The organism is Enterococcus sp. AZ078 (assembly GCF_051714985.1).
GTDB classification, from domain to species: domain Bacteria; phylum Bacillota; class Bacilli; order Lactobacillales; family Enterococcaceae; genus Enterococcus_B; species Enterococcus_B hirae.
In genome coordinates, this window is the sequence record NZ_JBIOSW010000003.1 from 26,039 (window position 1) to 49,722 (window position 23,684).

At 34.8% G+C, this 23,684-nt stretch carries 28 protein-coding genes; 2 read left to right on the top strand and 26 right to left on the bottom strand.

Features of this window, described 5'->3' with window-relative positions; translation table 11 throughout:
- Positions 1–72: 72 nt before the first annotated feature.
- The 10 genes from IGJ18_RS14365 to IGJ18_RS14410 all read right to left on the bottom strand — a co-directional run bounded on the left by IGJ18_RS14365 (position 73) and on the right by IGJ18_RS14410 (position 5,869).
- Entirely contained in the window at positions 73–741 is a 669-nt protein-coding gene (locus tag IGJ18_RS14365; protein ID WP_325822086.1) for a hypothetical protein, read from the bottom strand.
- Between the two features lie 328 nt (positions 742–1,069).
- The gene (locus tag IGJ18_RS14370) at positions 1,070–1,273 is read right to left on the bottom strand and encodes a hypothetical protein (RefSeq protein WP_033607344.1); all 204 of its coding nucleotides are present in this window, start codon (positions 1,271–1,273) and stop codon (positions 1,070–1,072) included.
- A gap of 317 nt (positions 1,274–1,590) precedes the next feature.
- Positions 1,591–1,785, bottom strand: coding sequence for a hypothetical protein (locus tag IGJ18_RS14375; protein WP_002326669.1), 195 nt, complete (start codon positions 1,783–1,785; stop codon positions 1,591–1,593).
- Between the two features lie 99 nt (positions 1,786–1,884).
- Positions 1,885–2,583, bottom strand: coding sequence for a DNA/RNA non-specific endonuclease (locus IGJ18_RS14380; protein ID WP_438843503.1), 699 nt, complete (start codon positions 2,581–2,583; stop codon positions 1,885–1,887).
- Positions 2,584–2,637: 54 nt separating this feature from the next.
- A complete protein-coding gene (locus IGJ18_RS14385; RefSeq protein ID WP_325822088.1) occupies positions 2,638–3,198 on the bottom strand; it encodes a hypothetical protein in 561 nt (186 codons plus the stop codon).
- A gap of 301 nt (positions 3,199–3,499) precedes the next feature.
- A complete protein-coding gene (locus tag IGJ18_RS14390) occupies positions 3,500–3,775 on the bottom strand; it encodes a hypothetical protein (RefSeq protein WP_053765666.1) in 276 nt (91 codons plus the stop codon).
- Positions 3,776–3,824: 49 nt separating this feature from the next.
- Positions 3,825–4,163: a hypothetical protein gene (locus IGJ18_RS14395; protein ID WP_325822089.1), complete on the bottom strand. Its 339-nt coding sequence runs from the start codon at positions 4,161–4,163 to the stop codon at positions 3,825–3,827.
- 794 nt (positions 4,164–4,957) lie between these two features.
- Positions 4,958–5,296, bottom strand: a complete 339-nt coding sequence (locus IGJ18_RS14400) for a type II toxin-antitoxin system PemK/MazF family toxin (protein ID WP_325822090.1) — start codon at positions 5,294–5,296, stop codon at positions 4,958–4,960.
- Positions 5,283–5,558, bottom strand: coding sequence for a type II toxin-antitoxin system RelB/DinJ family antitoxin (locus tag IGJ18_RS14405; protein WP_002326659.1), 276 nt, complete (start codon positions 5,556–5,558; stop codon positions 5,283–5,285). Before IGJ18_RS14405 ends, IGJ18_RS14400 begins: the two co-directional genes overlap by 14 nt.
- A 137-nt stretch (positions 5,559–5,695) precedes the next feature.
- On the bottom strand, positions 5,696–5,869 hold the full coding sequence (locus IGJ18_RS14410; protein WP_161638187.1) for a hypothetical protein: 174 nt from the start codon (positions 5,867–5,869) through the stop codon (positions 5,696–5,698).
- Positions 5,870–6,533: 664 nt separating this feature from the next.
- On the opposite strand from IGJ18_RS14410, the gene IGJ18_RS14415 reads away from it, so the two are divergent.
- Positions 6,534–6,665, top strand: coding sequence for a hypothetical protein (locus IGJ18_RS14415; protein ID WP_257007406.1), 132 nt, complete (start codon positions 6,534–6,536; stop codon positions 6,663–6,665).
- A gap of 155 nt (positions 6,666–6,820) precedes the next feature.
- On the opposite strand, the gene IGJ18_RS14420 is transcribed toward IGJ18_RS14415, so the two are convergent.
- The 6 genes from IGJ18_RS14420 to IGJ18_RS14445 all read right to left on the bottom strand — a co-directional run bounded on the left by IGJ18_RS14420 (position 6,821) and on the right by IGJ18_RS14445 (position 16,064).
- A complete protein-coding gene (locus IGJ18_RS14420; protein WP_438843504.1) occupies positions 6,821–7,537 on the bottom strand; it encodes a replication-relaxation family protein in 717 nt (238 codons plus the stop codon).
- Between the two features lie 24 nt (positions 7,538–7,561).
- Positions 7,562–7,693: a hypothetical protein gene (locus IGJ18_RS14425; RefSeq protein ID WP_438843505.1), complete on the bottom strand. Its 132-nt coding sequence runs from the start codon at positions 7,691–7,693 to the stop codon at positions 7,562–7,564.
- 825 nt (positions 7,694–8,518) lie between these two features.
- Positions 8,519–8,941 carry a thioredoxin family protein gene (locus tag IGJ18_RS14430; protein ID WP_438843506.1) on the bottom strand — a complete coding sequence of 141 codons (423 nt, stop codon included), beginning with the start codon at positions 8,939–8,941 and terminating at the stop codon, positions 8,519–8,521.
- A gap of 7 nt (positions 8,942–8,948) precedes the next feature.
- Positions 8,949–11,105, bottom strand: a complete 2,157-nt coding sequence (locus IGJ18_RS14435; RefSeq protein WP_161638181.1) for a TraM recognition domain-containing protein — start codon at positions 11,103–11,105, stop codon at positions 8,949–8,951.
- 7 nt (positions 11,106–11,112) lie between these two features.
- Positions 11,113–13,509: a hypothetical protein gene (locus IGJ18_RS14440; RefSeq protein WP_438843507.1), complete on the bottom strand. Its 2,397-nt coding sequence runs from the start codon at positions 13,507–13,509 to the stop codon at positions 11,113–11,115.
- A 68-nt stretch (positions 13,510–13,577) separates the two neighbouring features.
- Positions 13,578–16,064: an ATP-binding protein gene (locus IGJ18_RS14445; RefSeq protein WP_438843508.1), complete on the bottom strand. Its 2,487-nt coding sequence runs from the start codon at positions 16,062–16,064 to the stop codon at positions 13,578–13,580.
- Positions 16,065–16,149: 85 nt separating this feature from the next.
- Here IGJ18_RS14445 and IGJ18_RS14450 point away from each other — a divergent pair, with 85 nt between their 5' ends.
- On the top strand, positions 16,150–16,794 hold the full coding sequence (locus IGJ18_RS14450; RefSeq protein ID WP_438843509.1) for a hypothetical protein: 645 nt from the start codon (positions 16,150–16,152) through the stop codon (positions 16,792–16,794).
- On the opposite strand, the gene IGJ18_RS14455 is transcribed toward IGJ18_RS14450, so the two are convergent.
- The 10 genes from IGJ18_RS14455 to IGJ18_RS14500 all read right to left on the bottom strand — a co-directional run bounded on the left by IGJ18_RS14455 (position 16,766) and on the right by IGJ18_RS14500 (position 23,682).
- A complete protein-coding gene (locus tag IGJ18_RS14455) occupies positions 16,766–17,299 on the bottom strand; it encodes a hypothetical protein (RefSeq protein WP_161638178.1) in 534 nt (177 codons plus the stop codon). The genes IGJ18_RS14450 and IGJ18_RS14455 overlap by 29 nt on opposite strands.
- 62 nt (positions 17,300–17,361) lie before the next feature.
- Complete coding sequence (locus IGJ18_RS14460; RefSeq protein WP_161638177.1) at positions 17,362–17,853, bottom strand: hypothetical protein; 492 nt, start codon at positions 17,851–17,853, stop codon at positions 17,362–17,364.
- Entirely contained in the window at positions 17,850–18,251 is a 402-nt protein-coding gene (locus IGJ18_RS14465; protein WP_325822098.1) for a TcpE family conjugal transfer membrane protein, read from the bottom strand. The genes IGJ18_RS14460 and IGJ18_RS14465 overlap by 4 nt, the downstream gene beginning before the upstream one ends.
- 66 nt (positions 18,252–18,317) lie before the next feature.
- Positions 18,318–18,563 carry a hypothetical protein gene (locus tag IGJ18_RS14470; RefSeq protein ID WP_241547375.1) on the bottom strand — a complete coding sequence of 82 codons (246 nt, stop codon included), beginning with the start codon at positions 18,561–18,563 and terminating at the stop codon, positions 18,318–18,320.
- A 47-nt stretch (positions 18,564–18,610) separates the two neighbouring features.
- On the bottom strand, positions 18,611–19,615 hold the full coding sequence (locus IGJ18_RS14475) for a conjugal transfer protein (protein WP_325822100.1): 1,005 nt from the start codon (positions 19,613–19,615) through the stop codon (positions 18,611–18,613).
- Positions 19,608–19,946, bottom strand: coding sequence for a hypothetical protein (locus tag IGJ18_RS14480; RefSeq protein ID WP_081123545.1), 339 nt, complete (start codon positions 19,944–19,946; stop codon positions 19,608–19,610). The genes IGJ18_RS14475 and IGJ18_RS14480 overlap by 8 nt, the downstream gene beginning before the upstream one ends.
- A gap of 19 nt (positions 19,947–19,965) precedes the next feature.
- Entirely contained in the window at positions 19,966–20,613 is a 648-nt protein-coding gene (locus IGJ18_RS14485) for a hypothetical protein (protein WP_438843510.1), read from the bottom strand.
- 12 nt (positions 20,614–20,625) lie between these two features.
- Positions 20,626–21,708, bottom strand: a complete 1,083-nt coding sequence (locus tag IGJ18_RS14490; RefSeq protein ID WP_438843512.1) for a phage tail tip lysozyme — start codon at positions 21,706–21,708, stop codon at positions 20,626–20,628.
- An 89-nt stretch (positions 21,709–21,797) separates the two neighbouring features.
- On the bottom strand, positions 21,798–22,748 hold the full coding sequence (locus IGJ18_RS14495) for an LPXTG cell wall anchor domain-containing protein (RefSeq protein ID WP_438843513.1): 951 nt from the start codon (positions 22,746–22,748) through the stop codon (positions 21,798–21,800).
- 16 nt (positions 22,749–22,764) lie between these two features.
- Positions 22,765–23,682, bottom strand: a complete 918-nt coding sequence (locus IGJ18_RS14500) for a hypothetical protein (protein WP_438843514.1) — start codon at positions 23,680–23,682, stop codon at positions 22,765–22,767.
- Positions 23,683–23,684 lie beyond the last annotated feature (2 nt).

Below are 23,684 nucleotides of genomic sequence, written 5' to 3' on the forward strand. Positions count from 1 at the left end.
ATACAATTGTATTACAATTTCAAATTGAAAGTACGATTGAACCTCTCGTAGTCATGAGAGGTTCACAATATCTTATTGACTTGTTTTTCTTATCGTAAACGGACGTTTACGATTTGTTTGTTGATTTTGATTAGAAGTTACAATATTCTCTTCCTTTGGTATAGTAATATAGTCTGTTTTTTTGAAGCCTTTCGCAGCTTTTTTTAAAAAGAATGGTTTGAATTTCGGTTTGATTAAAGATACTTCTTTATCCAATTCTGTTGGTTTGTAGACTTGGATAATTAATACATGGTACTTTTTACCTTTAATAGAAAAGATCACAATATCTCCTATGCCAATTTTCTTATAGATAGTTGGTGGTACTTTGAAATAAACCTTTTGCTTGGTTTTGTGTAAGGTCTTATCTTTCAATTCTAAAAATAGCCCTTCAAAAATTGTCTTTTTGTTTATGAATCGTATTTTAGGTAACTTTTCTCCTTTTTTTACAGGGAGAATACTCGGTTCTTTATTAAAAATTTTACTAATAATCGCAGTATACTTATTTTCTTCTTCTTCAGATCTACCAGTAATTATGTTTTTTACATAAACCAATTGACCATCTTTAGAATACACAAGCATTCCCTTTTGAATCTTTTTTTCTAATTTTTCAGCTACACGAAAAGTAAATTGCTTATTTTTTAAGTAGACGGAATCATTTATCCTTCTATGTGCTGGTTGAACATGAACAGCTTCTACTAGCAACTAATTCACTTCCCCTTCATCAAATATATTGGCAACTTACCAAAGAATATGCTATGAATGAAAAAAAAGCTATGCGCAAACATAGCTCCTAAAATTGTTTCAGAAACAGATAAAAAAATGCTACCTTACTGCATCTTGAGTATAGCCTCTATGAATTAATTAAAAAGATAGGTACTACCTGAAACTTTACTAACAAACAGTACCTAAAAAGTCTATAGTATGGATACTTACTAATACTAGTTTATCAAAAATGTTGTTCATTTCAAGTTATCTATTTTATTAAAAGAGTTATTCACTTTTCGGAATAAAGAAAGTATTCTACAATTATTTAAAATGGTTCTCCTCGCTTCATTCGTGTTAGTTTATATCCAAAACAAGCATAAGCTGACTGTTTAGTTTTATATCCGTATCCTCTACAATCATCGACAATTTCTCCTGTTTCTAAATTAACCATAACATAACGTTCGTCTTTTCTTTTAGACAATGTGGGAGATAATTTTGCCCGATATTTCTTTTCCACCTCTTTACTCATTCCTTTCTAGTAATCTTTAACTTTGAAAACTTATGTTTTGAGATTCCTTCTGCTTAACATATATGTTTTTTGGTGTAACCTAACTCAAGTAAATCATGAATATGTTGAGTAGTTAATACCTGAATTGACCCTGATTTTAACGGATGACATTCATCCATTTTATTCTTACTCAATAACGTTCCAATACGCTCTACTTTTTTTCTAATATCTTGTCTTTCGTACCATTCTGGATAAAGTCATTTAATAAATCCAGTAAATGTCGACGATATTCTAATTTTATCTGCTTATTCTCCATATCGCAAACTACCTTCTTCCACTTATTTTATCTGAAGATTTTCCAATGACTTTTTACAAATTCTCGGTAGTTCTTCTACAATATATTCATCCCACGAACAAAACAAGTAAGTCATTGTTCCTCCAGACAAAATAACTTTCCATTCGATGGATAAAAAGCTAATCCAAATACCTACTGTTAATATAAGCATTACTAAATTACTATTTATTTTTTTCATCTTGATTTCTCTCCATTCTCTTGTTAGAATGGGCGTGGTTTAAATATATTATGTAGAGGTTACTTTTTTCGGAAGTAACCTCTATTTTTACGCCCTTAATTAATTTTGAACTCTAGAATTTCCCGTCTGATAATCAATAACATAGCCTTCCTGCGTGTTATGAATATAAACATTGAAATAAATTCCATTATCTTCTATACTTTGAGCTTCCATTTGGATTCCTCTGGCAACTAGTTCATTCCCTCGAAAATCTGGTCTTACTCGATAGCGAACATGATTTCCTGTTCTTCGTAAATATTCTGCCACTTTGTTTTCATACTCTACCATTGCAGGAGTGTTAAACGAGCGTGTACCTGTCATTAGATTTCTTGGATTATTATTTTCTCCAGTCAACTGGTACCCAATCAAATGACAACGATTATATAGATAATCACCATTTTTCATCTTCTTTTGTTTCCAGCCTGTAGGCTTGATATATAACCGTTCTCTCTCTTCAGTCGGCATCATACTCTTGTGCAACATCGCATTCGCTTCACCTACTCTGTTTAGTGAATCCAAGTCAGAAAATACTTGCCAATTCCCCTTATCTAAAGACAAGTCTTTAGAAGAAAAAGTTGGCTTATTATGATTTTTTACTTCTACTTGATCTGAAATCTGTTCAACTTCTTGGTCAGATAACTTATTAAATATTTGATCAGCAATTGAAGTGATTTGCTTCACTTCTTGCGGTTGAAATACGCCAATTCCTATACCGATAACACCAATAAATACGACAATACCTGAAATAAATTTTTTCAATATTATTCTCCTCTATAAGATATTTTTATGCTAATTCATTCTCGTACTTTTCTTCTAACAGCTGCTACCACAATAAGCCCTTTCCACATTGATTTTCATTCCAACATAAAAACCGGCACAATCTACTTCAAATCGTCTTGTTAATACTTTTAAGCAATATTCTTGCCTTTTTTTCGATTGACGAATATTTAGTTCTTGATAGCCATATGCACTAGGACAATTTTGTTGAAACATTTTGCGTGCTAAATATTTTTCACGTTGTAAAATGAACTGATAATCTTCTTCTGTAAAATCTGTTGCTTTTAGTAACATACTATTTTTTACATGATTCAAATAATAATTAACAAAATCATCTTCCGAGATAATTCGTTCATTTTCCGAAAACCAATCAGATCTAGCCACCCCCCAACATTCAAAATGATCCATTAGAGCACAATGATCTGGATTACGTCTATGAAGGGACACAAAATTTTCAAACTCCTGAATGGCTACTAGATACTCGTTGTGTAAAAGTTCTCTCGAACGTTTGCTAGTCAGGTCACACTCAGGATATAAACGTTTGACAGCTATTTTGATCATATCAATGTAGCGATCAACATACTCTTGTAACTTCATCAAAATACTCCTCTCCTAAAGGCTCTTTTCTTCAGAAAATCGCTCAAAATTTTTTGTTCCTCGTATCAATCGATATTCTTTTTGGCAGCTTGGGCATTTCCAAATATACGTATCATAAAAATGACCATTTTTCATATAAGTTTTATGTTTCGCTAATTCAGAACAATCACATCTGATATAAGTAGGTGGCCAGCAGTACTGCTGGTTAAATTGGTCGACAGGGATTTGGTATCTTCCCCAAAAACATTCGCGATTTGAAAATTGATACATGTCCATCACTCCACTTCCATTTATTAAAGACTTATTCATAGCGATTGTAGATTGGTACTTCTTCGATTGGGACCTTTCCCGTCTGTTTTTCAATCAAACGAGATAAATTTTTTCGTAACCATTCTTGATCTGGAACATAGTCTAAGAAATTGCCAATCGTAGTAAGTAGTGTGTCGTCTGTTGCATAATCAACGAGTAAAATATTTTTATACGGTGGAATACTCGCAACATAATTGATAATATTCTCATCTGTTTTTTCAAAAGAACCAATATAAGTAAATTCGTGGTAAATGTCGATTAACTCCATATTTATTTTCTCCGTTCCTTTTTTATTTTTGAAAGGGGGGAAATCCCCCTTAATAGTAACTACTTTCGTATACTGGCTGACCATTATAGCGATAAAAGCTATTCCAACCATCCATACCGTAGAACTCATTCGGATGTTCTAAGTTGATTCGCTTTCTTACGATACTATCTTTTGTTTTTGCTAATGGATAATCCGTAAATTCATTGGGGATTGGGATAGTTTTGCCACTCATTGAAGTGTATGATTCTACGCTTTGTTTCTTTATCGGGCGAAACCACGCTGTTTTTTCTGTTAATTTGACAATTTGCCAAAAGGTCACATTGGTTTGTTCGTAGCCCCAACTACTGTAAAAGATATCTCCAATTTGATAAGGTTGTTTTTTTGTCATTTTGCTCAACTCCTGTTAAGAATAATTTTTTTCGGATTGGGTTTGTCCCCCCAACCTTTTCTGATAGTGCGTCGGTGGCGCGGGGGTTTGGGGGCGGCAGCCCCTAAGGTCTTAAAAATGAATGGTTTTTACACAACTCCTTTCCTTTTTTGAGAAATTGATTCAGTTTTCAAGGATCATTGAGAAATGCTGTTTACATTTCCTTTTCGTCAAGCGGTCGTTCGGCATAACCGTCTCGAAAACATGTTCTGACGGTTGCCAAGGGCGCGCAGCGTGCATTTTACCCTTGGCAATTGGCAGGTTATGTTTTAGGTTATACTTGCCGAATGACTGATTAGCGATTAGGAAATGTTTGGATTTCTTGTTCCTTGAAAACAGATTTCTCATGAAAGGAGTTGTGTGCGTGAAAAACCATTTTTTGGACGCTTAGGCGTCCAAAACCCTCGTCGTCCTCGACGACGAAACCAATCAGAATAAATGACACATTTATTCTTTTCCTTTTTTGAGTGAGCTTTAGCGAACGTCTTTCAATCCCTCGTTTGGCTTTTTGTGCAACGCACAAAAATGGGGCAGTGTCCATGTGCCGACTTTGCAGAGGAACGGCGCAAACAAAGGCAAATTCGACTGACGGAGGAACGGAGTCACCAAAAATTTAATGGACAATGAACCAACAAACGAAAAAGAGGTATGTTCTGAACCAAGGGCAACTGCACCGCCGGCGAAATACCTCTTTTGTTCCTTCTATCTATTTCAAATAAAAAAAGGACAAGCAAATACTTGTCCTACCTTATATTTCAGTTTTGTTGTAAATTCTTGATAAAATCAATCAATTTTTGACTATCTTCGTTTGTCAACATGCCTACTTTAGTATATTTTATTTCAGTATTATCTTTAGGTATCGCTCTAAGAATACCTACATCTATCCATGATGGTTTATTCAACCCTGATTGTTTCCAATTTTTTATTGGAAAATAAACTTGTTGCATCTTTTTAGACTTATTTTTATATTTACTGGTAATGCTAAAAAAGTCAATACGATCATTTCTATCTTGTACGACCAATATGGGTCTTCTTTTTCCGCCTTCTTTATCGGCAAATGCAACATAAACTGTTACTATTTCATTCGTCTTCATTGAACCACTCATTTAACTTTTCGTGTGTATCAAGTAATTGTACAGGCATATTTTGAGCTAACTGACGTAACTTGATTGCTTGCTTTTCTTCTTCACTTAATTTGATTTCCATTGGAAATTCCCCTCTTGATACCACTTGCTTATATAGAATTGTAATAGCTGTAGTAGCATTTAAACCAAGTTCTTCTAAAATTTGTTCTGCATTTTCTTTTAACTCTTTATCGATTCCTACTTGTATTCTTCCTTTTTCTTTGGTTTTCATTTTATTCTCTCCTTAGGAGTATATTACACTCAAAAAAATATAAAATACACATTATTTGATTATATTATACTCATAAAAATGAACGAATGCAAAATATTCTTTTTAGCTGATTACCCATAATAAGAAAAAATGGCTACTCATACTCCAGTATCGTGTTCCTCTTTTGCTTCTCGAAGCATTCGATCAAAATAGCTATCTAGGTCTTCTTCGTTTTTTAAATTAGTTTGTTTTAACAATTTTTTTGTTTCTCTAAACGCCATTTTTGTTTCTTCATTAGGTTCATAGTCTAGCATCTCGATTTCAGTTACCACTTTGGTCACACCTTTCTACTTTTTCTTCTCTTTATTCTAACAAACAAATCGTATACTCATGTATACGATTCCTTCTCTATATTGGAAAACTCCTTAACTAATTTTTTTTACCCACTTGTTTGCTACTTCTCGCACCTTTTCTGGTATAACTTCTTTATTCTTGTAACCTTGAATTTGTACAATATGTTTGCGTTTTGTTGCGGAGCTTTTACCATTTCCTCAAAAAAGGACAAGGGGCGCGGAGCGACTTGTCTTGCCCTTGTCCTTTTTTGAAGCTTCTTACGAGAAACAGATTGAACAGCGCTTGCGCTGAAGCTTCGACCTGCTTTCGCAGTTAGAAAGCGTAGGAAATGGTAAAAATGGAGCGCAAACAAAGGTAAATTCGACTGACGGAGGAACGGAGTCACCAAGAATTTAATGGACAATGAACCAACAAACGAAAAAGAGGTATGTTTTGAGCCAAGGGCGACTGTATCGCTGGCGAAATACCTCTTTTGTTCCATGTTTTTATACAAAAAAAACTCCAAAGATTTCTCTTTAGAGGTCATACTTCTGTGTTATAATTTTTTAAAGACAGTAAAGTTTAATGACGGTGGCTATCCAATCGAAAGTGAGGTGGTGCGTATGTGCGTACTTCCAAAATCTTATAGAAAGGAGACGCCTTTTGCATCTTGCGGAAATCACTGCTTTGATTTTAGTTCTCGCGCCTTGTGGCAAAGCTCTATTTGAGTTTTTAACTGCAGTCGTGAAACTAATTCAAGCATTGATCGAAGCTAAAAAAAGCAAAAAGAAATAGCCGTCACTTTAGCGAGAAGACAAGCTATTTCTTTTTATAAATAGTTAACCTCGCCACCGTCTTTAGCGGTGCTGTCTAAAGGGGAGTTGTTGACGCAACTCCTCTTTTCATTTTTATTATAGCATGCCTATCTAACAAAAAACAATAAATCTCCATCAAAATGCCTCTGGATTGAATTTCATTTTTGATTTGCTCGATTTATTTTCTTCTTTTTCAGTTTCCTCTTTCTCTTCTCCTTTTTTCTCTTCCACAAATAATTCTAATGTCTCCTGAACCGATCCATCCTGATAAAGATTATTTTCTTTTTCTGGTAACCAATTGATTCCAGGATCTGTTTCAAGCAAATATTTTAATTCAGTCTCAAAGTTTTTATCAGACAAAATATGGAAACGATCGAACAGTTCTCCTAAACGAGCATCTTTTTTCGTTTCTGCTTGATAAAACACTCGTTTGAATGCTTCTAACTCTTCACGAATTGCCCCACTCGGTGTCACGTAAATGACATGAGCATTTTTATTTTTTTCAAGTTCTTTGATATATTTAGGAAAAATCGAACTTCGATAACGTCTTCGTGTTTTCATCGTTAGCTCAATTTCAAAAGACCAGTTGATTTCTAATCGATTTTTATCTCGAAATCGCACGCGAAAATCTGGTACAAAAAATTTTCGACCTTTCGCATGACTATTTAAATCTTTGGCTTCATAAACAATTCTTCGTTCGGAAATAATTCGCTTTAGATGTTCATGATCTTTTACCAAACGAATCGTTTTTATTAAATAATTATTGATTTGAAGATGATGATTTAAATTATATTCTGGAACTTTTGGAAAAGTATAAAAACCACCGATACTAAGATGACCTTCTTTTGTCAAAAAATAATATACTTCTTTCCCATTTTAATTTTTATCAACTAAATTATTTTTAACTAATCCTCGAAGTGTAGCTTTCAATCCATTCATGCTTAAATAAAATTCTAAATTGATTAATTCTAACAATTGTCTTCGAGAAATCACTCGTAATTCATGCAATAAACAAAGGACACACAATTTAGATTTATTATTAGAATGATAATCAATATAGTAACCATGCAATAAATATTTCATTTGAACTTCTCTCCGTTTTTAATACAATATTTTTTATCTTTTTACAATTTTATATTTAAACAAATTGCTAGTTTTTCTCTATGTTTGTTTTTCTTTTACTATCTTGCAAATTTTTTTCATTTTGGACAGCCCCAAGAACATTGGGGCGTTGTCCCAGGGGGGGATTCTCCCCTCTTTCAAAAGAGGATGAAAGAGGGGTTAGGGGGAGTTAGTTTTGAGACCCCAAAGATTGGGGTAGGGGTTGATCTTTTCCCATGTATTTTATTCTATCTTTTACTATTTCTTTTTACTTTTCTTGTTGTTGCTCTATCTTGTTTGGCTTGCGGCGCTTGGTATGTTTTCTTCGCCGACCGTTTAGGTTCCTGACCATTTTCTCTCATAAGTGGGATTTTTACCACGTTGAGAGAAAATGGTCAGGAACCTGGGAGGCGGAGAATGCCTTTAATACCAAGCGCCGCAAGCCCCTCCGCTCATTTGTCATGGGGGGGGTACATGGGTACTACGTGGATAGGTACATGGGTAGTACGTGGGTAAAATTTCTCAAAAAAAAATAAACGAAATTTCAAACGATTTTTTTGAAATTTCGTTAAAATTACGTTTGTTTTTTTATAATTTTTTCAACAAAATCGGTTAGAATTTATTTTGATTTTCCATCAAAAATCGAGTAAGATTTCAACCTATTTTAAGCAGTAAGTCCCCCTATAGTTTGAGTATTTACAACTGTAATCATTAATTGTTTACAATTGTAAATTATTTTTTATTTCTCATAAAAATTTGATTGATCCACCCATCAGGTAGTACAACTTTCTCCTCTACTATCCGAACTTTTCCTCTTTTGATTTCTAAAAAAGTCGGCACTGTCTTGATTTGATAGTTAGATAAAAATTGTCTTAAAAGGTCTTGTTGTGTCTCTTCTTTCGTGTCTACATAGTAAACATCCATGGGCAATGATTGAGATTTTTTCTCGATTTTTTTGGTGACTCGTTGACATTCTTTACAGTCTTTTCTTCCAAGATAAAGATAAAAGGATTGATTTTCCTCTTTCTTTTTTATCACTTCTTGAAAAGAATTCTCTGGATAAAAATGCCCATTTCCTTTAAAAGAAATGGACACTATCCAAACAAAAACAGCGGAGATAAATACAATCCCCCAAAGAAAAAAGCTCTTTTTCATCCTTTGTTTACTCCTTTACTTTTGGCTTACGAATATAAACGACACGAGGAATTTCTCGTACATTTAAAGCAGTTCGATAGACAACAAACTCTCCTTGTCGCAAATCTCGTATTCGATTGGGATTGATTTTGAAACGATCGACTTGGCGTTTTGTTCCCTTATCTCCTTCCCAAGAAAGCTTACTTGCATCCGAAAATCCAGCTTCTTGTGTGACCACATCTGTTACATCAATATCACTGTAAGTTCCCATAACATTTCCCCAAAATTCGATTTCATTCGGCGCATTCGTCTTTCCGATAAAGAAAGTATTTACGTTTCCCACCAATTGATTTTTTAGATGGATATTGATTCTGTCGATATCTGCCATCGTTTGTGGTGAAAAAATAGCATGAATGCCTGCCCCTCTTCCTTTGTTCACAAGACTGATGAAATCGTCGTTTAAATAAGAAGAAGGTTCATCAAAAATGACTAATACATCCTTGATTTCTTGTTGCTCTTTGGCTTTTTTATAGACTTCTGAACAAAAGAAATTAATGTCTCCAACGATCATTTGTGCTAAAACACTAATGTATTCGCTATACAACAAACCATCTAAAGAGATATAAAGAATTTCATTTTGATTCACCACTTCTTTGATATCTAATTCATCGGTTGCGCCCATTGTTTGGAACAGTTCTCCTAATTCACTATCCAATAACATGTTGATATTATTTTGTAAGTTTTCCGATGTAACATACAAATAAAATGGATCTTTCTTGTGTTCATAACGCACAAACAACCGATTAAAAATATCTTGTTCTTTTTTACTCATATATCTCCTATTTTGTTTGATCAAGTAGTAAAAATCCAATAAATGAAGCGTATCTGGATTTAAAGTAATGACCTCTACTTCTAAAGAATCCTCTTGTTCTTCCATCATCAAGTCAAATTCATTATGATTTTCTTCGTTGTTTTTTTCGTCTTTTCCTTTCGTTTTCTTCTCAGCTTTTACTTCTACTTCCATCTCAAATAGCTTAGGGTTCTTTTCTAAAATTCGATCCGCAAAAAGCTTTAAGACGTTTCTAGGTAAGAAATATTCTTGAATAAAAGGCAGACTTCGTTCAATTGGATGTGTCTTTTTGAACTCGTCGAGCAGCTGGATGGTGACCATTAATAATGATTTAGCGGCCGTCGAATAATAAACACTTTCTGTTTCTGCTAGTCCAATCAATTTGTCTCGAACGGCAACATCATTCCCATTTTTCACTGGGTTATAACGCATGTCTCCATGGTCGACAAATGCCCGAAATGGACGATCATAGGCTTCCGCAATCTCTCGAACAGCTTTTAAAGTATCGAATGCCCCCTTCCCATCGATCACAATAACTGGTATTGAAAACTTCGCCGCATGTTCTATAAAAACTTGAATCAACGTCGTTTTTCCTGAACCGGTTGTCGCAGGTAAGATGGCATGTTGGTTCAACTCTTTAAACGCCATAACATAAGACAAACCGTATTCGTCTGTTCCCAATAACAAGACTTTAGACAGTTCTTCTAGTCGTTTATTTCGAAGGGCAACGTCTTTGATGACGATGGCTAGGGCATATTCTCGCTGATATTCTTCCGTATATTTTTGTGACTCTTCATGTTTATTTTTTAATCGTTCTTTATATTCTTTCGAGTTTAAAATCTCCTGTTGTCGTTCTTCTTTCGAGATTACTTTTCGTTTCTCGACAAAAGAAGCAGAATAGATCAACCAACATCCCATACCTAAGCCACCAACAATCAACGCACCAATCGTTGAAAACCCAAATCTTAATGTCGTATGAAGAAGATTTAATGGAAAGAGTAGATAACAGGATAAATAACCTCTAGGGATCACTGAGACAAATAAAAAAAGGTTTAGAACAGTCAATAACAGAGCTGACAATAAAAAAAGAGAGCTTCTTCGTTGTAAAAAGCTCTCATAATCAAAATCGTATACATGATCCTGCTTATCTTTTTTATCGATGAAAAACACAACTGCTAATGGAACAATTCCTGCAATTAAAAAGGGGTACAACAGTACCCCAAAAAGAACCCCTATTAACATCAATTGTTGATAGCGAGACATTTTTTTCTCTTCTACTTTTTTGGTTGAAAGCGTTCGTTCAAAAATATTATTAGAATTGGGTTGTTTCATCATTGAATGTTCATCCTTTCTTTCTTGGTTTTATTTCTCGCCGTATTTTTGTACGGTTTAAATCGTTTGATTCGGATTTAGGATATTTGGTTGGTCGTTTCATTTGGCGTCGTTCTGTGCGTGATACAGGCTCTTTAGGCATATTAGGTACTTTTACCTGTTTGGTTGAATTTTTCGGTACAGAAATAGGAGTCATTTGTTTCGTGACACGATCCACACGTGCCATTTGATTACGAACACTTGCGGGACGACGAATACCTCCCCCTTGATTACCTACACGTTGCCTTGTTTGGCTTTCTCGATGAATCGAGGTTGGCACAGTCAATCGTTGTTTTTGACCTGGAATCTGTCTCGTTGCTTGTTTTGGTTGTTGCTGATTATGATTTCCTTGTTTTCGGCGAGCTTTTACACTGTTTTTATCTACGACATAACTATATTGTTGTTTCCGCTTATGGCTGGATTGTCCATTTCTTCGTTTCCGCTCATTTACATCCGTTCGTGGCGTATGTTTAACTTTTTCGCCTTGTCTTCTCACTCTTGAGACAAGAGGAATAACGGTCATGCCTGAAGGGCGATAACGATGAGGGCTACCTGTTTCTTCTACTTTAGAGCGTGCGTTTAAATCATCTGAGCCTTGGTTTTCCTTCCGCAATAAACGACGGACTTCCTCTGCCCCCTTATCAAATGGTCGACGTATACGCTGTTCTTGAGCTTTCGCTTGTTCCTGTCGTTCTGCTTCCCTCGCTCGTTCATGTAAGTCATTCGCACGTTGAGCCATTTTATCCATTGTTCCTGGTGCTTTATGCCGAGGTTGATTTGACGTGGAAGAGGCTTCTCGTCGATACACACTTCGTTTTTGACCTTGTGCATTCTTCGGCTGCTTGATATTCTCTCCAGTTTTCCCTTTGTTTCTTCGCTCTTGTTGGGTTCGTTTCTGTTTCTCTTTTTCTTCTTGGCGACGTTTTTTCGCCTGTTCTCTTCGTTCTTTTTGTTGTTCTTTTGCGGCACGTCGCATACGGCGTTCCGTACTGAATGGGGTCGTCGCAAAAGCTAACGCATTTCTGGCAGTTACTCGACCAGTAAAGAGACTCCCTAAGAAGGTTCGGAAAAAGTAAATCCCCAAAGGCGCAAGTAAATAGACCAGGATAATCATGATTTTCTTCCATGGATCATGTTCTTTTACACTAAGTTGGAACCCAAAGCTTAAAAATGAGGTAAATAGAATACAAGTAAATCCTGCCATACTCTTTAAAGCAGTCAATATTCCAAAAGCTTTGGCATAGTTATAAAACGCATTTAACTCTGTTTTAAATAGGCTAATGAACAAAAGAATTGGAAATAACGGAATGAGAAAAACTTGCATGACTCCTATGACGATTCGGAACATAGCTAAAACGAAATACACCACTGCTTGTATTAAATTGACTACTAAATAAAAGAAGGCATACCCCACATTCGACCAGTTATTATAATATTGAATATGCTTATTTTTTAGCTTATCTGCCTCATACTCTGTAGCTTTCTCATGGATTTTCTCCCCATTACTCGTATCTACATCATTATCTAATAGGAGATTGATTCGATCGTAATCTTTACTGTTGTAAAAAATTTTATGCTTCCTTATGGTATTTATATCCGTTGTACCATAGTTTAACAACAAGTAAGGCTCATAAACATTACTATAAAACACTCTTGCGGCAATCGTTTCCCCTGCAGTTGTTAACTTCTTATCTGCAGTTTCTCCTTCATTTTCGGAAGCTTGATTATATTTTTCCTCTTCTTCTGTCGTTAAAACAGGCGTTGTTTTTAAAAAAGCCGTTTCAACAGTAGAATCTAAAGAAAACGCCAGATTGAATAATTGATTATTGGCTTTTGGGTCTTTGAGAATCACAAGACCTGTAAACACTAAAATGGTCATTAAAAACACAAAGAACGACTTTTTGAGTTGTCCTTCGCCAGCGAATTTTACAAACATAACGATCGCAGTAAAACTAATTCCGATCGTTCCTGCAATGCCTAACATGTTTGTCGCAATATTTGACGTGAATTTTTGAACAGGCTCTCTAATATTGGACACTACGTCCATATCAAATAAAAATTCAACCATGGAAGTATTAAAGCTCCCAAGCATTTTTACCCCACTCCAGACAAAACTTTTAATTACTCCAGATACATTCGAGATTGCGGCAGGAATTTTTCCTAAAAAACTTCCTTCTTTCTCTTTTGTCATTAATTCAAAAGAGTTATCCTTATAAGTATCATAAATTTTATCTACATCCGTCGTAACCGGATTTTGTTTCACCTCGTCCTTCTTTTCCGTTTCATTCGTTTCTGTCACATCCACCCCATCATTGTATTGATCGGCATAACTAGTTAGGGGCATTTTCCATAAAAAAAAGCACCCCATAATCAGGAGTACTCCTATCAATGACCGTTTTTTCAAGTGATCACCTCAAAACTTATTTAATTTTATTGCTAATGCTGTTCGATTGCTAAGGCTGCTTGTGTTTCTTTGTCTTGGTTATTGGTTGAGGAAATAGCTAACAGCCAACTATCAAATAAAACATCGATGGCAATTGGTTGATTGCGTCCTTTATGATCTTGAAACAGACAAGTTCCCGCTTTCAATTGATTGATCATTTCCAAATTGGCTTCATTTGCTTCCATGTCAAAGAAACCTAATACCTTTTTACGTGCCTCTTTTTGTTTTGGACGAAATGCAAACTTATAAGAAATCAATTCTTTCTTATCTTCACGATCATAATCCATAAACGCCTGTGTAACGGCAATAATATCCGTTCCGTTTGCTCGTCCCTTTCGTAAACTATCGTCAATGAGGAATTGTCCCTGCGCAGTATCTTCGAATCCCTTGGCTTCGTCAAATATGATTGCTGCGTCTTCTTCTTTGTTCGTTGAAAACACATACGTAAACTTCATAATGACTTCCATAATCGCCATACCAGCAATCTGTTCTGGTTTTAATCGACCTGCATCAATTTCTTTTTGTGTAGGTATTTGTAGCCCTTGTGTACCAAGAACATTGATTTGAGAAGAAAGATCAATTGGCTGACTTTGATCATTTCCTAGAAGAATCTTCCCTAATCCTACTTGATGTCCATCTAACAAATCTGCCAATTCAACGTCTGTTTTCCGTATTTCCTCAATCACATTCGTCAAATGATTTCGTCTCATGCTATCTAAAACTGTCACAATCGCATTTTGTATGGTTCGTTTCTTTTGTCCGGATGTTGCGGGATTTTTGTCTACCTCTCCTAATAATTCTAAAATACTTTTTGCCGTCTGAATCGCTTGTTCTCTTGGTAAGAATAGGAGTGGATCAAGCATACCTCGACAAGAGTCATCTTCAGACAGAGAAATAAAATTGATTCGACGATATAACTCTAAAAATTCAGGAATATACCCATATTTTTCTAATGCTTTTGAGAAAAATAATTCTGTTTCATTTTTAGGATCGATATAGAGAATCTTTTGTCCTAAAAAGGTCAACCACAAAAAGATATATTTAACTAAAACCGATTTCCCTTGACCTGGTGGACCAATAATCAACGTATTTCCGTTGGTATGGATCGCCCCTTCAATGTATTTTTTTGTTAAATTAGGGTAATACCAAATAATTTTACTAGACAGTGCCAACGCTTCTTTGACAGAATGATATTTTTTAGAAGTAATGATTCGTCCTAAAGGAATCCCAATAATATTTCCAATTTCTTTTTTCAAATCAAACCCTAAGTCTGCGACTAATCCTGTTGTCACGATTTGGTCATAACTCCGAAAAGTACGATTACTACCAATCAGACACTGATTAAAAAGAGTCAGTTGATCCGCAACCGAACGATAAACCTTATAATCTGTCCCATCTAAAGCAAATTCGAGATCTTTCATTCGTTGTTCTACGACTTCTTTTGAAGTCGCTGATAAAACAAAGGTCAACGATAGCTGGCAAAGTCGAGTATCTTTGTCTTTTAACTTTCTTTTCAAATCTTGAAGACGTTCCGTACCAAATGCCAATACATCGTCTTCATCTAAAATGCCGTCAATTTGACCTTGTTCCTTATCTTGTTCGTAAATGCGATTCGCCATTTTTCCAATCCTTCTCAAATCTGCTTTTTCATGGTTAAAGGAAAGACGAGCATGTGTTTCAATTGGAAAAGAAAGACTATCTTGTAAATTCTGCACAAAACCACTGCCAAACATCGCCATTGGTAACTCGATCAAACTAACAAAAATGGAATAATGTTTTTTATCAATTTGTTCCACTACTAAATAGCCATTCTCATTTGAAATGACCCCTTCCGTCATTTCAATAGGCGATAACTCTCGCTCTGGAATCCGACTATCTGCCCGATGAAAAAGATAATAAAAAATACGCCCCATCATTTGTGGCGTTAAACGTTCAATTTCTTTATAGTTCGATAAATCATGAAATAATTGTTTTTCCATACGATCATAAGCAATAGGTACACTGGTAACTGGCACATGTTGTGCCGTCATTTTATACATGAGACGTTTTCCAATGTCTTTTAACAAATTCAGATATTCTAAAGGATCGGCGACTTGAACAACCGTCGTAAATCGTACAAATAAATACGTTTCATATTCATTCATTTGTACTTCATCTTTTAAAATTTTTCCTGCTTGGCGGAAATAGATTTCACCTAAATCTGAAAAATCTCCTTTGACTGTTTCTTTGATTGTTCTCTCAATATGTTCTTCGATATCAAAGTAATTAGGAATATTGACTAGATGATACTCATATTGATCGTGTTCAAACATTCCTTTGCCATCTTCAATATATTTTTCAAAAAATTCCAGATCGTTTAAAGGAAATCCTTGAGGAACAAGCTTATATCCCACCCATACATCTTGTGACGTCGTAAAAAGAAAATTACGAATAATCGTCTCTACTGGAAATTGTAGCTGTGGTTCTCGCTTCTTTATCAACGTATTTATCACTCCTTTTTATTTTCTGATATACTCAAATAAAAATAATTTTCATTGAGGTGATATGATGATTTTTACTAATGTCATGAAGAATTTAGATTATCTTTCACAATATATCAACACTCCTTATAGATATGATTATGATTATAATAATAAAAAAAATTTAACAGATGGAAAAAAGGGGAAAATATCCGTTCTAATAAATTTAGTTAATAGGCAATGGAATATCCTTGTTATTATTACAAATCCCCTAGGTGCGCAATCAGTTAAACAATTATCTATTTTCAGAAGAAATGATAATGAATTAGTTTTTAATGGCTATTGGGAATCATTGTCTTTTCAAGATGTTAAAAAAATTATTTGCGAAGATCCAAACTGGTCTATGTCAACTTTTTGGAAAGATTTTATCCATCGCTTAGAAACTTTAACTTCAAATATGATTATTCAAATTAATCAGCAACAATTTGAAGATACTTTATTTGAAGCTCATAATAATCAAATCAATCGTCATCGCAGACGTAATGGTACACGTGATGAAGAAAATATTTTTCCTTGGTATTTAAGAACAGCTAGAAATATGAAAAAAGAACATCGTGACAAAATCAAAAGAAAATATGGATATGAAGTAGTTGACTGGTTATACTCTAATAAATTGACTTTAGTTTTCACATCTGATTTATCTAAGAGCAAAGGTATTTATATTAATGATTTAGAAATTCATTTGAATTAACGAATTTTACTTTTTCAATTTCCATACATGTTTCAACTTCTTTTAGAATCTGATCTACTTCATCTAGTTTATTAAAAATATCTCCTTGATTTTTAAACATAACTATCGAAGATAATTCTGATAATCTTCCAGTAGATATTTCTAATAATCCTTTTGCATGAGAAATCGATTCTGCTACTTTAGAAATCGACCAAAGTGCGCCTCTTTCATATTCTTCTGGTGGTTCATAATCACTAATACGTTCGATGATTTCACAGACTCTCATTTCTTCTTTAGTAGCAGGAATGAGAGTGTTTTTCTTTACATCCAAGCATTCGATAGACATAATCTTGTATCTATCTGATTCAGATAAATCAAACACTAAAAAGCAATAATGATTTTTGTAAGATTCCTCTTCTTTTTTATCTACATATTTTTCCGTAACAGATACACTATCTAGTGACCTATAAATAAGATTTTGATCCTTATCTTTCACTTTGTAGTAATTACCTTTTATAATATTCATGTATTATTCTCCTTACTCATACCAGATTTTGGATTAGTCAAACAAAAACAAATGAAAATGTACTAAGATTTCAAAATCATGAAAAAAAACTGATCCCTTTTGTCTATTTTACTAGAAGAAATTAATGTATGTTGAAATTGAGGAGCATCAGACAATTTATATAAAGGAATCCATGTCCATTCATTATTTAATTTGATGAATAAAATATGTCGTTTAACTTCATCAATTAATTCAAAAGCATTTGTTCCTATGATTTCCGCAATTTCAATTGCTTTCTCTTCTGCGTCTTGTATACAAAGAATCTCTAATTCGTTTGTAAAAATCAAATATGTCTGCTGTTCCAAAGAACGATTTAAATGATAAACGTCTCTTTCTTCTTCATTACCAGCTTCATACTCAACAAAATAAAGTTTTGAGTGATTAATAAACTCTCGTTGGTATTTTTTGATTCTATGTTCTAATTCCTCCTCTTTAACTAATTTAAAATCAGTTAAACTTGTTTCTAACAAAGTCAATAATTCAAAGTAAGGTAAATAAAAAGTGATCTTATTCATAATTTTTTCTTCCTTACATTTGAATAAGTTACTTTTTTACGAAAAAGAGGAACATATAACCCATGTTCATAACGATTGTTTCGTTTGCTGAAGTATGTTCCTCTACCAATGAGATAATCAATAAAATTTTTATTGTCCCACTTTAATGAAAAGAGTGTCCAAACGATGACACCCACTCCTGCAATCATCAAAATCCAGGACTTAGTGACTAGGGTATGCAAAAATCCATTTCCACTAAGTAACCCAAAAAGAAAAAAGATACCTAAAATTACCAAAAAAACACCAAATACAACAATTTGTTCCAATCGTACACCATTACTAAGAAATGGAATTTTACGATCACCAATTCCATATATTTTGTGAGGTTGTTTAAATTCCTTTGTATAGTTATATTCCATCATCAACACTTCCCAATCTAAAAATGAACTATCAGAAGCATCAAGCTCCTGATAGTTCTCTTTTCACTACATCAATCGAATGAATGGCAAGATGGTTTGAACTGTACCATCACTTACATCACCACCAATCCAAATCTGATCTTTCAACCATTGCCCAATTTCTGTTGCATTAGATAACAAAAGAATTAACATGATTAAAAGAAACACGCCGATAATGGTAAATGCAGATCTCGCAAAACCTTGTGTGGCATATGCACAAACAGCCATTACAATTGCGACAAGTGCTAACAACCAAATTACTTGTGTAGACACTCCGTCAAATAATGATTTTATATCAAAAATTTTCATTTTCTAGTCCCCTATTCATTAAATTTAGTTATAAAATAGCTATCACTACTTGGTTTGATATTTGCTGTGAATTGAGAAGTGAACGAACTATCTTTTTGGAAGCTAAACGTATAGTTTCCTTGAGCCACATAGTTTCCTTCTTTCGTTTGAACAATATGTTCCAATTGCATATGATTAAACGTTCCACCTTCTAAACCATTCACGTTGGCAATCAATGCCAATTTCTCGTCATTTTTGACATATAATTCAAAGAATTTTTTTAAGAATTCTTCAATTTTTAGCTTTTCATTATCTGAAACATTTGTCCCTTTCGCTAGAAATCTTTCTGAACGATAAGTGACGTGATTTTTACTTTCTGTTACTTGTAAACTGAGAAATTCAATGGCATCAAGTAGTTTTAATTCTTGTTCTTTAAAACTTACTGGAAAAGATATTTGACAGTCTTTCCATTGATTTCCTTCTGTAAACGTCACATCATAAAATAAACGATACATAGACTCTGCTTCATTCAATGTTTCTGATTTGATAAAGGAAATTTGTTTGGCTTCCCTTGAATAAGTGGTAGAGGAAAAACCTAAATCTGAAGCATTTAGTCCTTGAGATAAATAGGGAGACAGATTATTTTCCCATTCCTCCATTTTTTCTTTATTCAAATCAAAAAGTTTTTCAACAAATTTTGTTCCTTCATATTTCATTTGTTCCGTACTGGATAAGCCTTGATTGACTTGCTTTAACAACACTGTCGGATTGACTTGCTTTTTAGCTGCTATACGAGTCAATGTATCAATTCGTCCAAAATTTAGGAGGAGCACGAATCCCATGACAAAAAACCAAAAGAAAAAAACGCCTGAGAAAATACTCAGCGCGCTTTTTCTTGAAAATTGAATCGTTCGGCTGGATTGTTCTGGCTTTTTTTTAGAAAATACCGCTCCAAACGAAATCTTTTTTCTTGTTTTTTTCGATTTTTTCGTTGCTTTACTTTGGACAAATTCTGGATTGAATTTTATTTTACTCATGTCCGATTTTGTACCGCTGAATCAAAGAACTCGGTACTTTTTCAATAATTACTACTTCATTAACTACTGCACCTGCTCCCTCCAAAAAAGCCAGTGCTTCTTTATAAGCAGTCAAACTATAGGTACGGTTGTTGCTACTGAGTGCTTCCTTCACTTCTTCATAAAAGATTCGTGAGCCAACTTGATACTGCTTTTGATGAATACGCCATAATACAAACAATGCTAATTGTATCGATGGGCGATAATGTTCAAATCCTGATATTTGAGAATTGATTGTCTTCTTTTTCTCAACTGTTTCTTCAGTCTGGTAATTGTTTGAAGAAGTTTCCATATTTTCCCTGCTTTCTAAATTATTCTAAGAGTGATCCATTAAAGCTACTGCCTAAATTTTGAATCGCCATTAGTTTCTTTGACGAAAGATCATACGTCACTTGAAAAACATTCATTGCCTTGTTCCACGAGCTGTTCCCGATTTTATTCTGATATTCTACGACAACTAACCCCTTTAACTCATTGTTTTGTACACTTTTAGTATAAAGTGTACATGCTTCTAATTCTGAGGAAACGCCATTAGAATCACCATAAGAACTGCTTTCTTTGAAATATTGAGCCATCAAATTTGTCGATAGATAAGGTTCACATGCCTTTTTTCTTTCTGAAAAAGTATCTGGATCATAGTCAAATAAGGCATGAAATGCCTTTTCTACCGTTTTAGTGAATTGTTGAAGATTTCCTTTTTCGGAAGCATCATTATTTTTTAGTACCTCATTCTCTTCTTGTAATACCGATTTTTCTTTTTCTAACTTTTGCATCGACGAACGTAATTCACTAATGACCTGTTTCTGATCATTTTGTTGTTCATTGAATGCTTGTTTTTGTTGTTTTAACGACGTTTGTTCTTGAGAAAGAGCTTTTTGTTCATGAACAAACCAATAGCCACCTAAACCGACTAAAACAAGTACGATACTTGAAAAAACAAGCCATTTTTGTGTTTTCATATAAAACTCCTTTCATTTTTTTACTGGACGAGCCAAACAAATGTCTCCCCCATTTAACAAATAGCTAAAAGATAGATCCACTTGTCCTTCGCCTACGCCGTTGTGATTCATACCGCCTTGTTCAACGATTTTGGTCGTTAATCCATGCCAATCTTCTGCTAGAATAGCTGTATGTCCATCATTTCCGACACCTGAACCAAGATTCACGATCACTACGTCTCCTGCTTTGGCTTCGGATGGAGATACTTCTTGTAAATATTGCTTTGCTCCTCTTGCGTCACTAGTCATACTTCCAGTAAACCATCCAACATTTGCAGGTGTTTTGTATCCTGCTTTTGTTAACACTAACCACACAAAACTTGAACAATCCGCATACCCATTTTTATCTGGAGACTCTACGCTACCAAATTGTGTACGTAATGGTTGCGAATAATGAAAATAGCCAATCAAACTCTTAGCTACCTTTAACACGTTGCCGTCTGCATTAGATGTTGCAATTTCGTCTATACATGCTTCCATTTCATCTTGTTGTCCTGCTGTGGCACCATTACTTAGAGTAACTTGTGCAATTGGATCGTTTGAACTCAACTTGGCATACCATTGATTGGCATAATTTAAGCGATTACCCATCATTGGATCTCCAGCACGTTCAAATAATTTTTGCCATTGTGCGGTTCCTTCCTCGACAGTTGAAGCTTTTAAAGCAGCTTGTGCCACTTTTTCTGTTGTCTCCAATTCATGAATCAAAAACTCGATTTGCAAACCCAAATCTGACCAGTCTTTCCCTTTTGATTTGGCAAAATTCATCAAATTTGTTGTTCTTCCTGCCGTCCATTGGGCAATCCCATGTCCTGACAAAGGATCATTCGGGCGTTCGATTGCCGTAGGCATATTTCTGGATTCCTGTTCAAAATTTCCAAGCATTCCTGCAAGACCTTGTGGGGTGGTTGGAAATTTCTTTTTGATTTCCATCGCAATTTGTAGCCCATTTTTTTCTGAACCTTGATTTGTAGCAACAATATTAGCTGCAGGTGTTTCAACGAATGCCGAACAGTCTACCGATTCATCTTCAGATAGAGTCGTAAGACTAACCAATAAAATGAAAAAAAAGCCAATAAAAAGAAGTACGGGCAAAAAATTTAGCCCGCACAAAATCAATATTTTTTTCTTTTTCATCGATTCGTTCACACTCGACGTTTTTTCCAGAAGAACCAACCACTAACAGAAGTTAAAATACCTCCTATTAACGTAACTATAGCAGACGTTGTTTCTTCACCAGTTTTTGGCAAAACTTTCATTTGTCCGTCTGATCCTTTGACTGCAATATTTCCACTTGGCAATTTTGTAATATTTGCCGTAACAGGTGTTAATCCTTGTTCCGTTTGCTTATAAGGTACGCCATCGATCACAGAAACGATTTTTTCTCCTGTATCTGTTTCAACTGGTGTAGAAGCCGTAGGAATGTGTGTTAACTCATGAACATTGTTTGTTTGAATAGGTGTTGTTTGTACCGCATTTCCAGATTGATTGATCGTTCCATCTGAATTGATTCCTACGTTCGTTGTTGGAGGTGTCGTTGGTTGTTCACCGCTATTCCCATTCGTTGGGGGAGTCGTTGTTCCAGTATTTTCTCCTGTACCATCATTTTCTGTATTTGGCGGAGTCGTTGTACCGGTATTTCCTCCTGTACCACTATTCCCTGTATCTGGTGGTGTTGTTGTGTTGGTGTCCCCTCCATCTGTACCGCTATCTCCTGTATTTGGCGGTGTTGTTGTGCCAGTATCTCCTCCTGTGCCACTATCTCCTGTATTTGGCGGTGTTGTTGTGCCAGTATCTCCTCCTGTACCATCATTTCCTGTATTTGGTGGCGTCGTTGTGCCAGTGTCTCCTCCACCTGTACCACTATCTCCTGTATCTGGTGGTGTCGTTGTGCCAGTATCTCCTCCTGTGCCACTGTCTCCTGTATCTGGTGGAAGAACTGGGTCATTTGGCTGATCTCCTCCATCCGTTGGTGGAGTCACTTCTCCACTAGGAGGTGTTGTTGGTTCTTCTGGAGTGATCGTATCCGCAAAAGTTCCTGCCGTTCCCATTAATAAAGTCGCACTAAATAATGTACTTAAAATCATTTTTTTCATGTTCATTTCCTCTTTTCTATGAATTGATTTCAAAATTTTCCAACTCAGGCAACTGAGTAACCTGATATTTTTTATTATTTTCTTTCAACATGAAAGTCACTTTTTTAGTGACTTGTTTTCCTTCACTTTCTTCTAAGGAAATCACGTAAGAAACGATCCACTGTTGTTTCTTTGGTTGTATACTCCACGATAAAATGGATTTTACTGGTGTTTCGGTTGGTGAAAGCTGATCAATCAGCCGATTTGATAAAAAGACTTTATTTTTTTCTTGATAGACTTCTTTATCAGACTCTTTCGAATAAAAATTTGTTAAAAAATACCGACAAAAAGTATCTAATTGTCCTTGAGAATTCACTTTTTCTTTCATTGTTTCCAATTGATCATGAAGTTGGACAATTTCTTGTGTCGACTGATTCATTTTTATTGAGAAATAGGTCGTTTGAGCAAATAAAAAACCACTTATTAAAATAGTAAAAACAAAAAACCATTTTTTGTGATCCTTTCTAGGTACTTCTTGAATGGCTCTTTCCATTTTTTGGGGTAACTCTCTTGATTCTTTTGTAAAAACTTTTCTGACCTTTTTCTCTTTCACTTGTTTCACATCTTTTTCTGGTTTTAAACGATAGTATTTCGGCAAACTATGATTCAAAACCTCTAAAAATGCTTGTACTTGACTGTCGATCTCATTTTCTTTTTTAAAATTCTCTTCAATCATTCGAACTAAATGAAATTCTTGAACGGGTAAATCAAATTCCCCTTCATAGGCAGGTATTTCTTGACCTTCTGCATAGATGGCAAAACTACACCAGCCAATTTCTGATCGGGCAATCAATTCCTCATTCTGACGTTTCAATTGGACAAACCCTTTGTCTAAATCCATCTTTTGATTTAATTGAAGTTCCAACCCATTTGTTTCTAAAAATTCAATGATCATTT

Coding starts and splice junctions, on each gene's coding strand:
- IGJ18_RS14480 (WP_081123545.1), bottom strand. CDS start 19,946: ATGGAAACTTCTTCAAACAATTACCAGACTGAAGAAACAGTTGAGAAA.
- IGJ18_RS14455 (WP_161638178.1), bottom strand. CDS start 17,299: ATGAATATTATAAAAGGTAATTACTACAAAGTGAAAGATAAGGATCAA.
- IGJ18_RS14430 (WP_438843506.1), bottom strand. CDS start 8,941: ATGAAAAAGAGCTTTTTTCTTTGGGGGATTGTATTTATCTCCGCTGTT.
- IGJ18_RS14400 (WP_325822090.1), bottom strand. CDS start 5,296: ATGAAGACGAATGAAATAGTAACAGTTTATGTTGCATTTGCCGATAAA.
- IGJ18_RS14495 (WP_438843513.1), bottom strand. CDS start 22,748: ATGAAAAAAATGATTTTAAGTACATTATTTAGTGCGACTTTATTAATG.
- IGJ18_RS14395 (WP_325822089.1), bottom strand. CDS start 4,163: ATGACAAAAAAACAACCTTATCAAATTGGAGATATCTTTTACAGTAGT.
- IGJ18_RS14405 (WP_002326659.1), bottom strand. CDS start 5,558: ATGAAAACCAAAGAAAAAGGAAGAATACAAGTAGGAATCGATAAAGAG.
- IGJ18_RS14460 (WP_161638177.1), bottom strand. CDS start 17,853: ATGAATAAGATCACTTTTTATTTACCTTACTTTGAATTATTGACTTTG.
- IGJ18_RS14435 (WP_161638181.1), bottom strand. CDS start 11,105: ATGATGAAACAACCCAATTCTAATAATATTTTTGAACGAACGCTTTCA.
- IGJ18_RS14375 (WP_002326669.1), bottom strand. CDS start 1,785: ATGAAAAAAATAAATAGTAATTTAGTAATGCTTATATTAACAGTAGGT.
- IGJ18_RS14385 (WP_325822088.1), bottom strand. CDS start 3,198: ATGAAGTTACAAGAGTATGTTGATCGCTACATTGATATGATCAAAATA.
- IGJ18_RS14485 (WP_438843510.1), bottom strand. CDS start 20,613: ATGAAAACACAAAAATGGCTTGTTTTTTCAAGTATCGTACTTGTTTTA.
- IGJ18_RS14440 (WP_438843507.1), bottom strand. CDS start 13,509: ATGGGGTGCTTTTTTTTATGGAAAATGCCCCTAACTAGTTATGCCGAT.
- IGJ18_RS14465 (WP_325822098.1), bottom strand. CDS start 18,251: ATGGAATATAACTATACAAAGGAATTTAAACAACCTCACAAAATATAT.
- IGJ18_RS14475 (WP_325822100.1), bottom strand. CDS start 19,615: ATGAGTAAAATAAAATTCAATCCAGAATTTGTCCAAAGTAAAGCAACG.
- IGJ18_RS14370 (WP_033607344.1), bottom strand. CDS start 1,273: ATGAGTAAAGAGGTGGAAAAGAAATATCGGGCAAAATTATCTCCCACA.
- IGJ18_RS14450 (WP_438843509.1), top strand. CDS start 16,150: ATGAAGAATTTAGATTATCTTTCACAATATATCAACACTCCTTATAGA.
- IGJ18_RS14390 (WP_053765666.1), bottom strand. CDS start 3,775: ATGGAGTTAATCGACATTTACCACGAATTTACTTATATTGGTTCTTTT.
- IGJ18_RS14500 (WP_438843514.1), bottom strand. CDS start 23,682: ATGATCATTGAATTTTTAGAAACAAATGGGTTGGAACTTCAATTAAAT.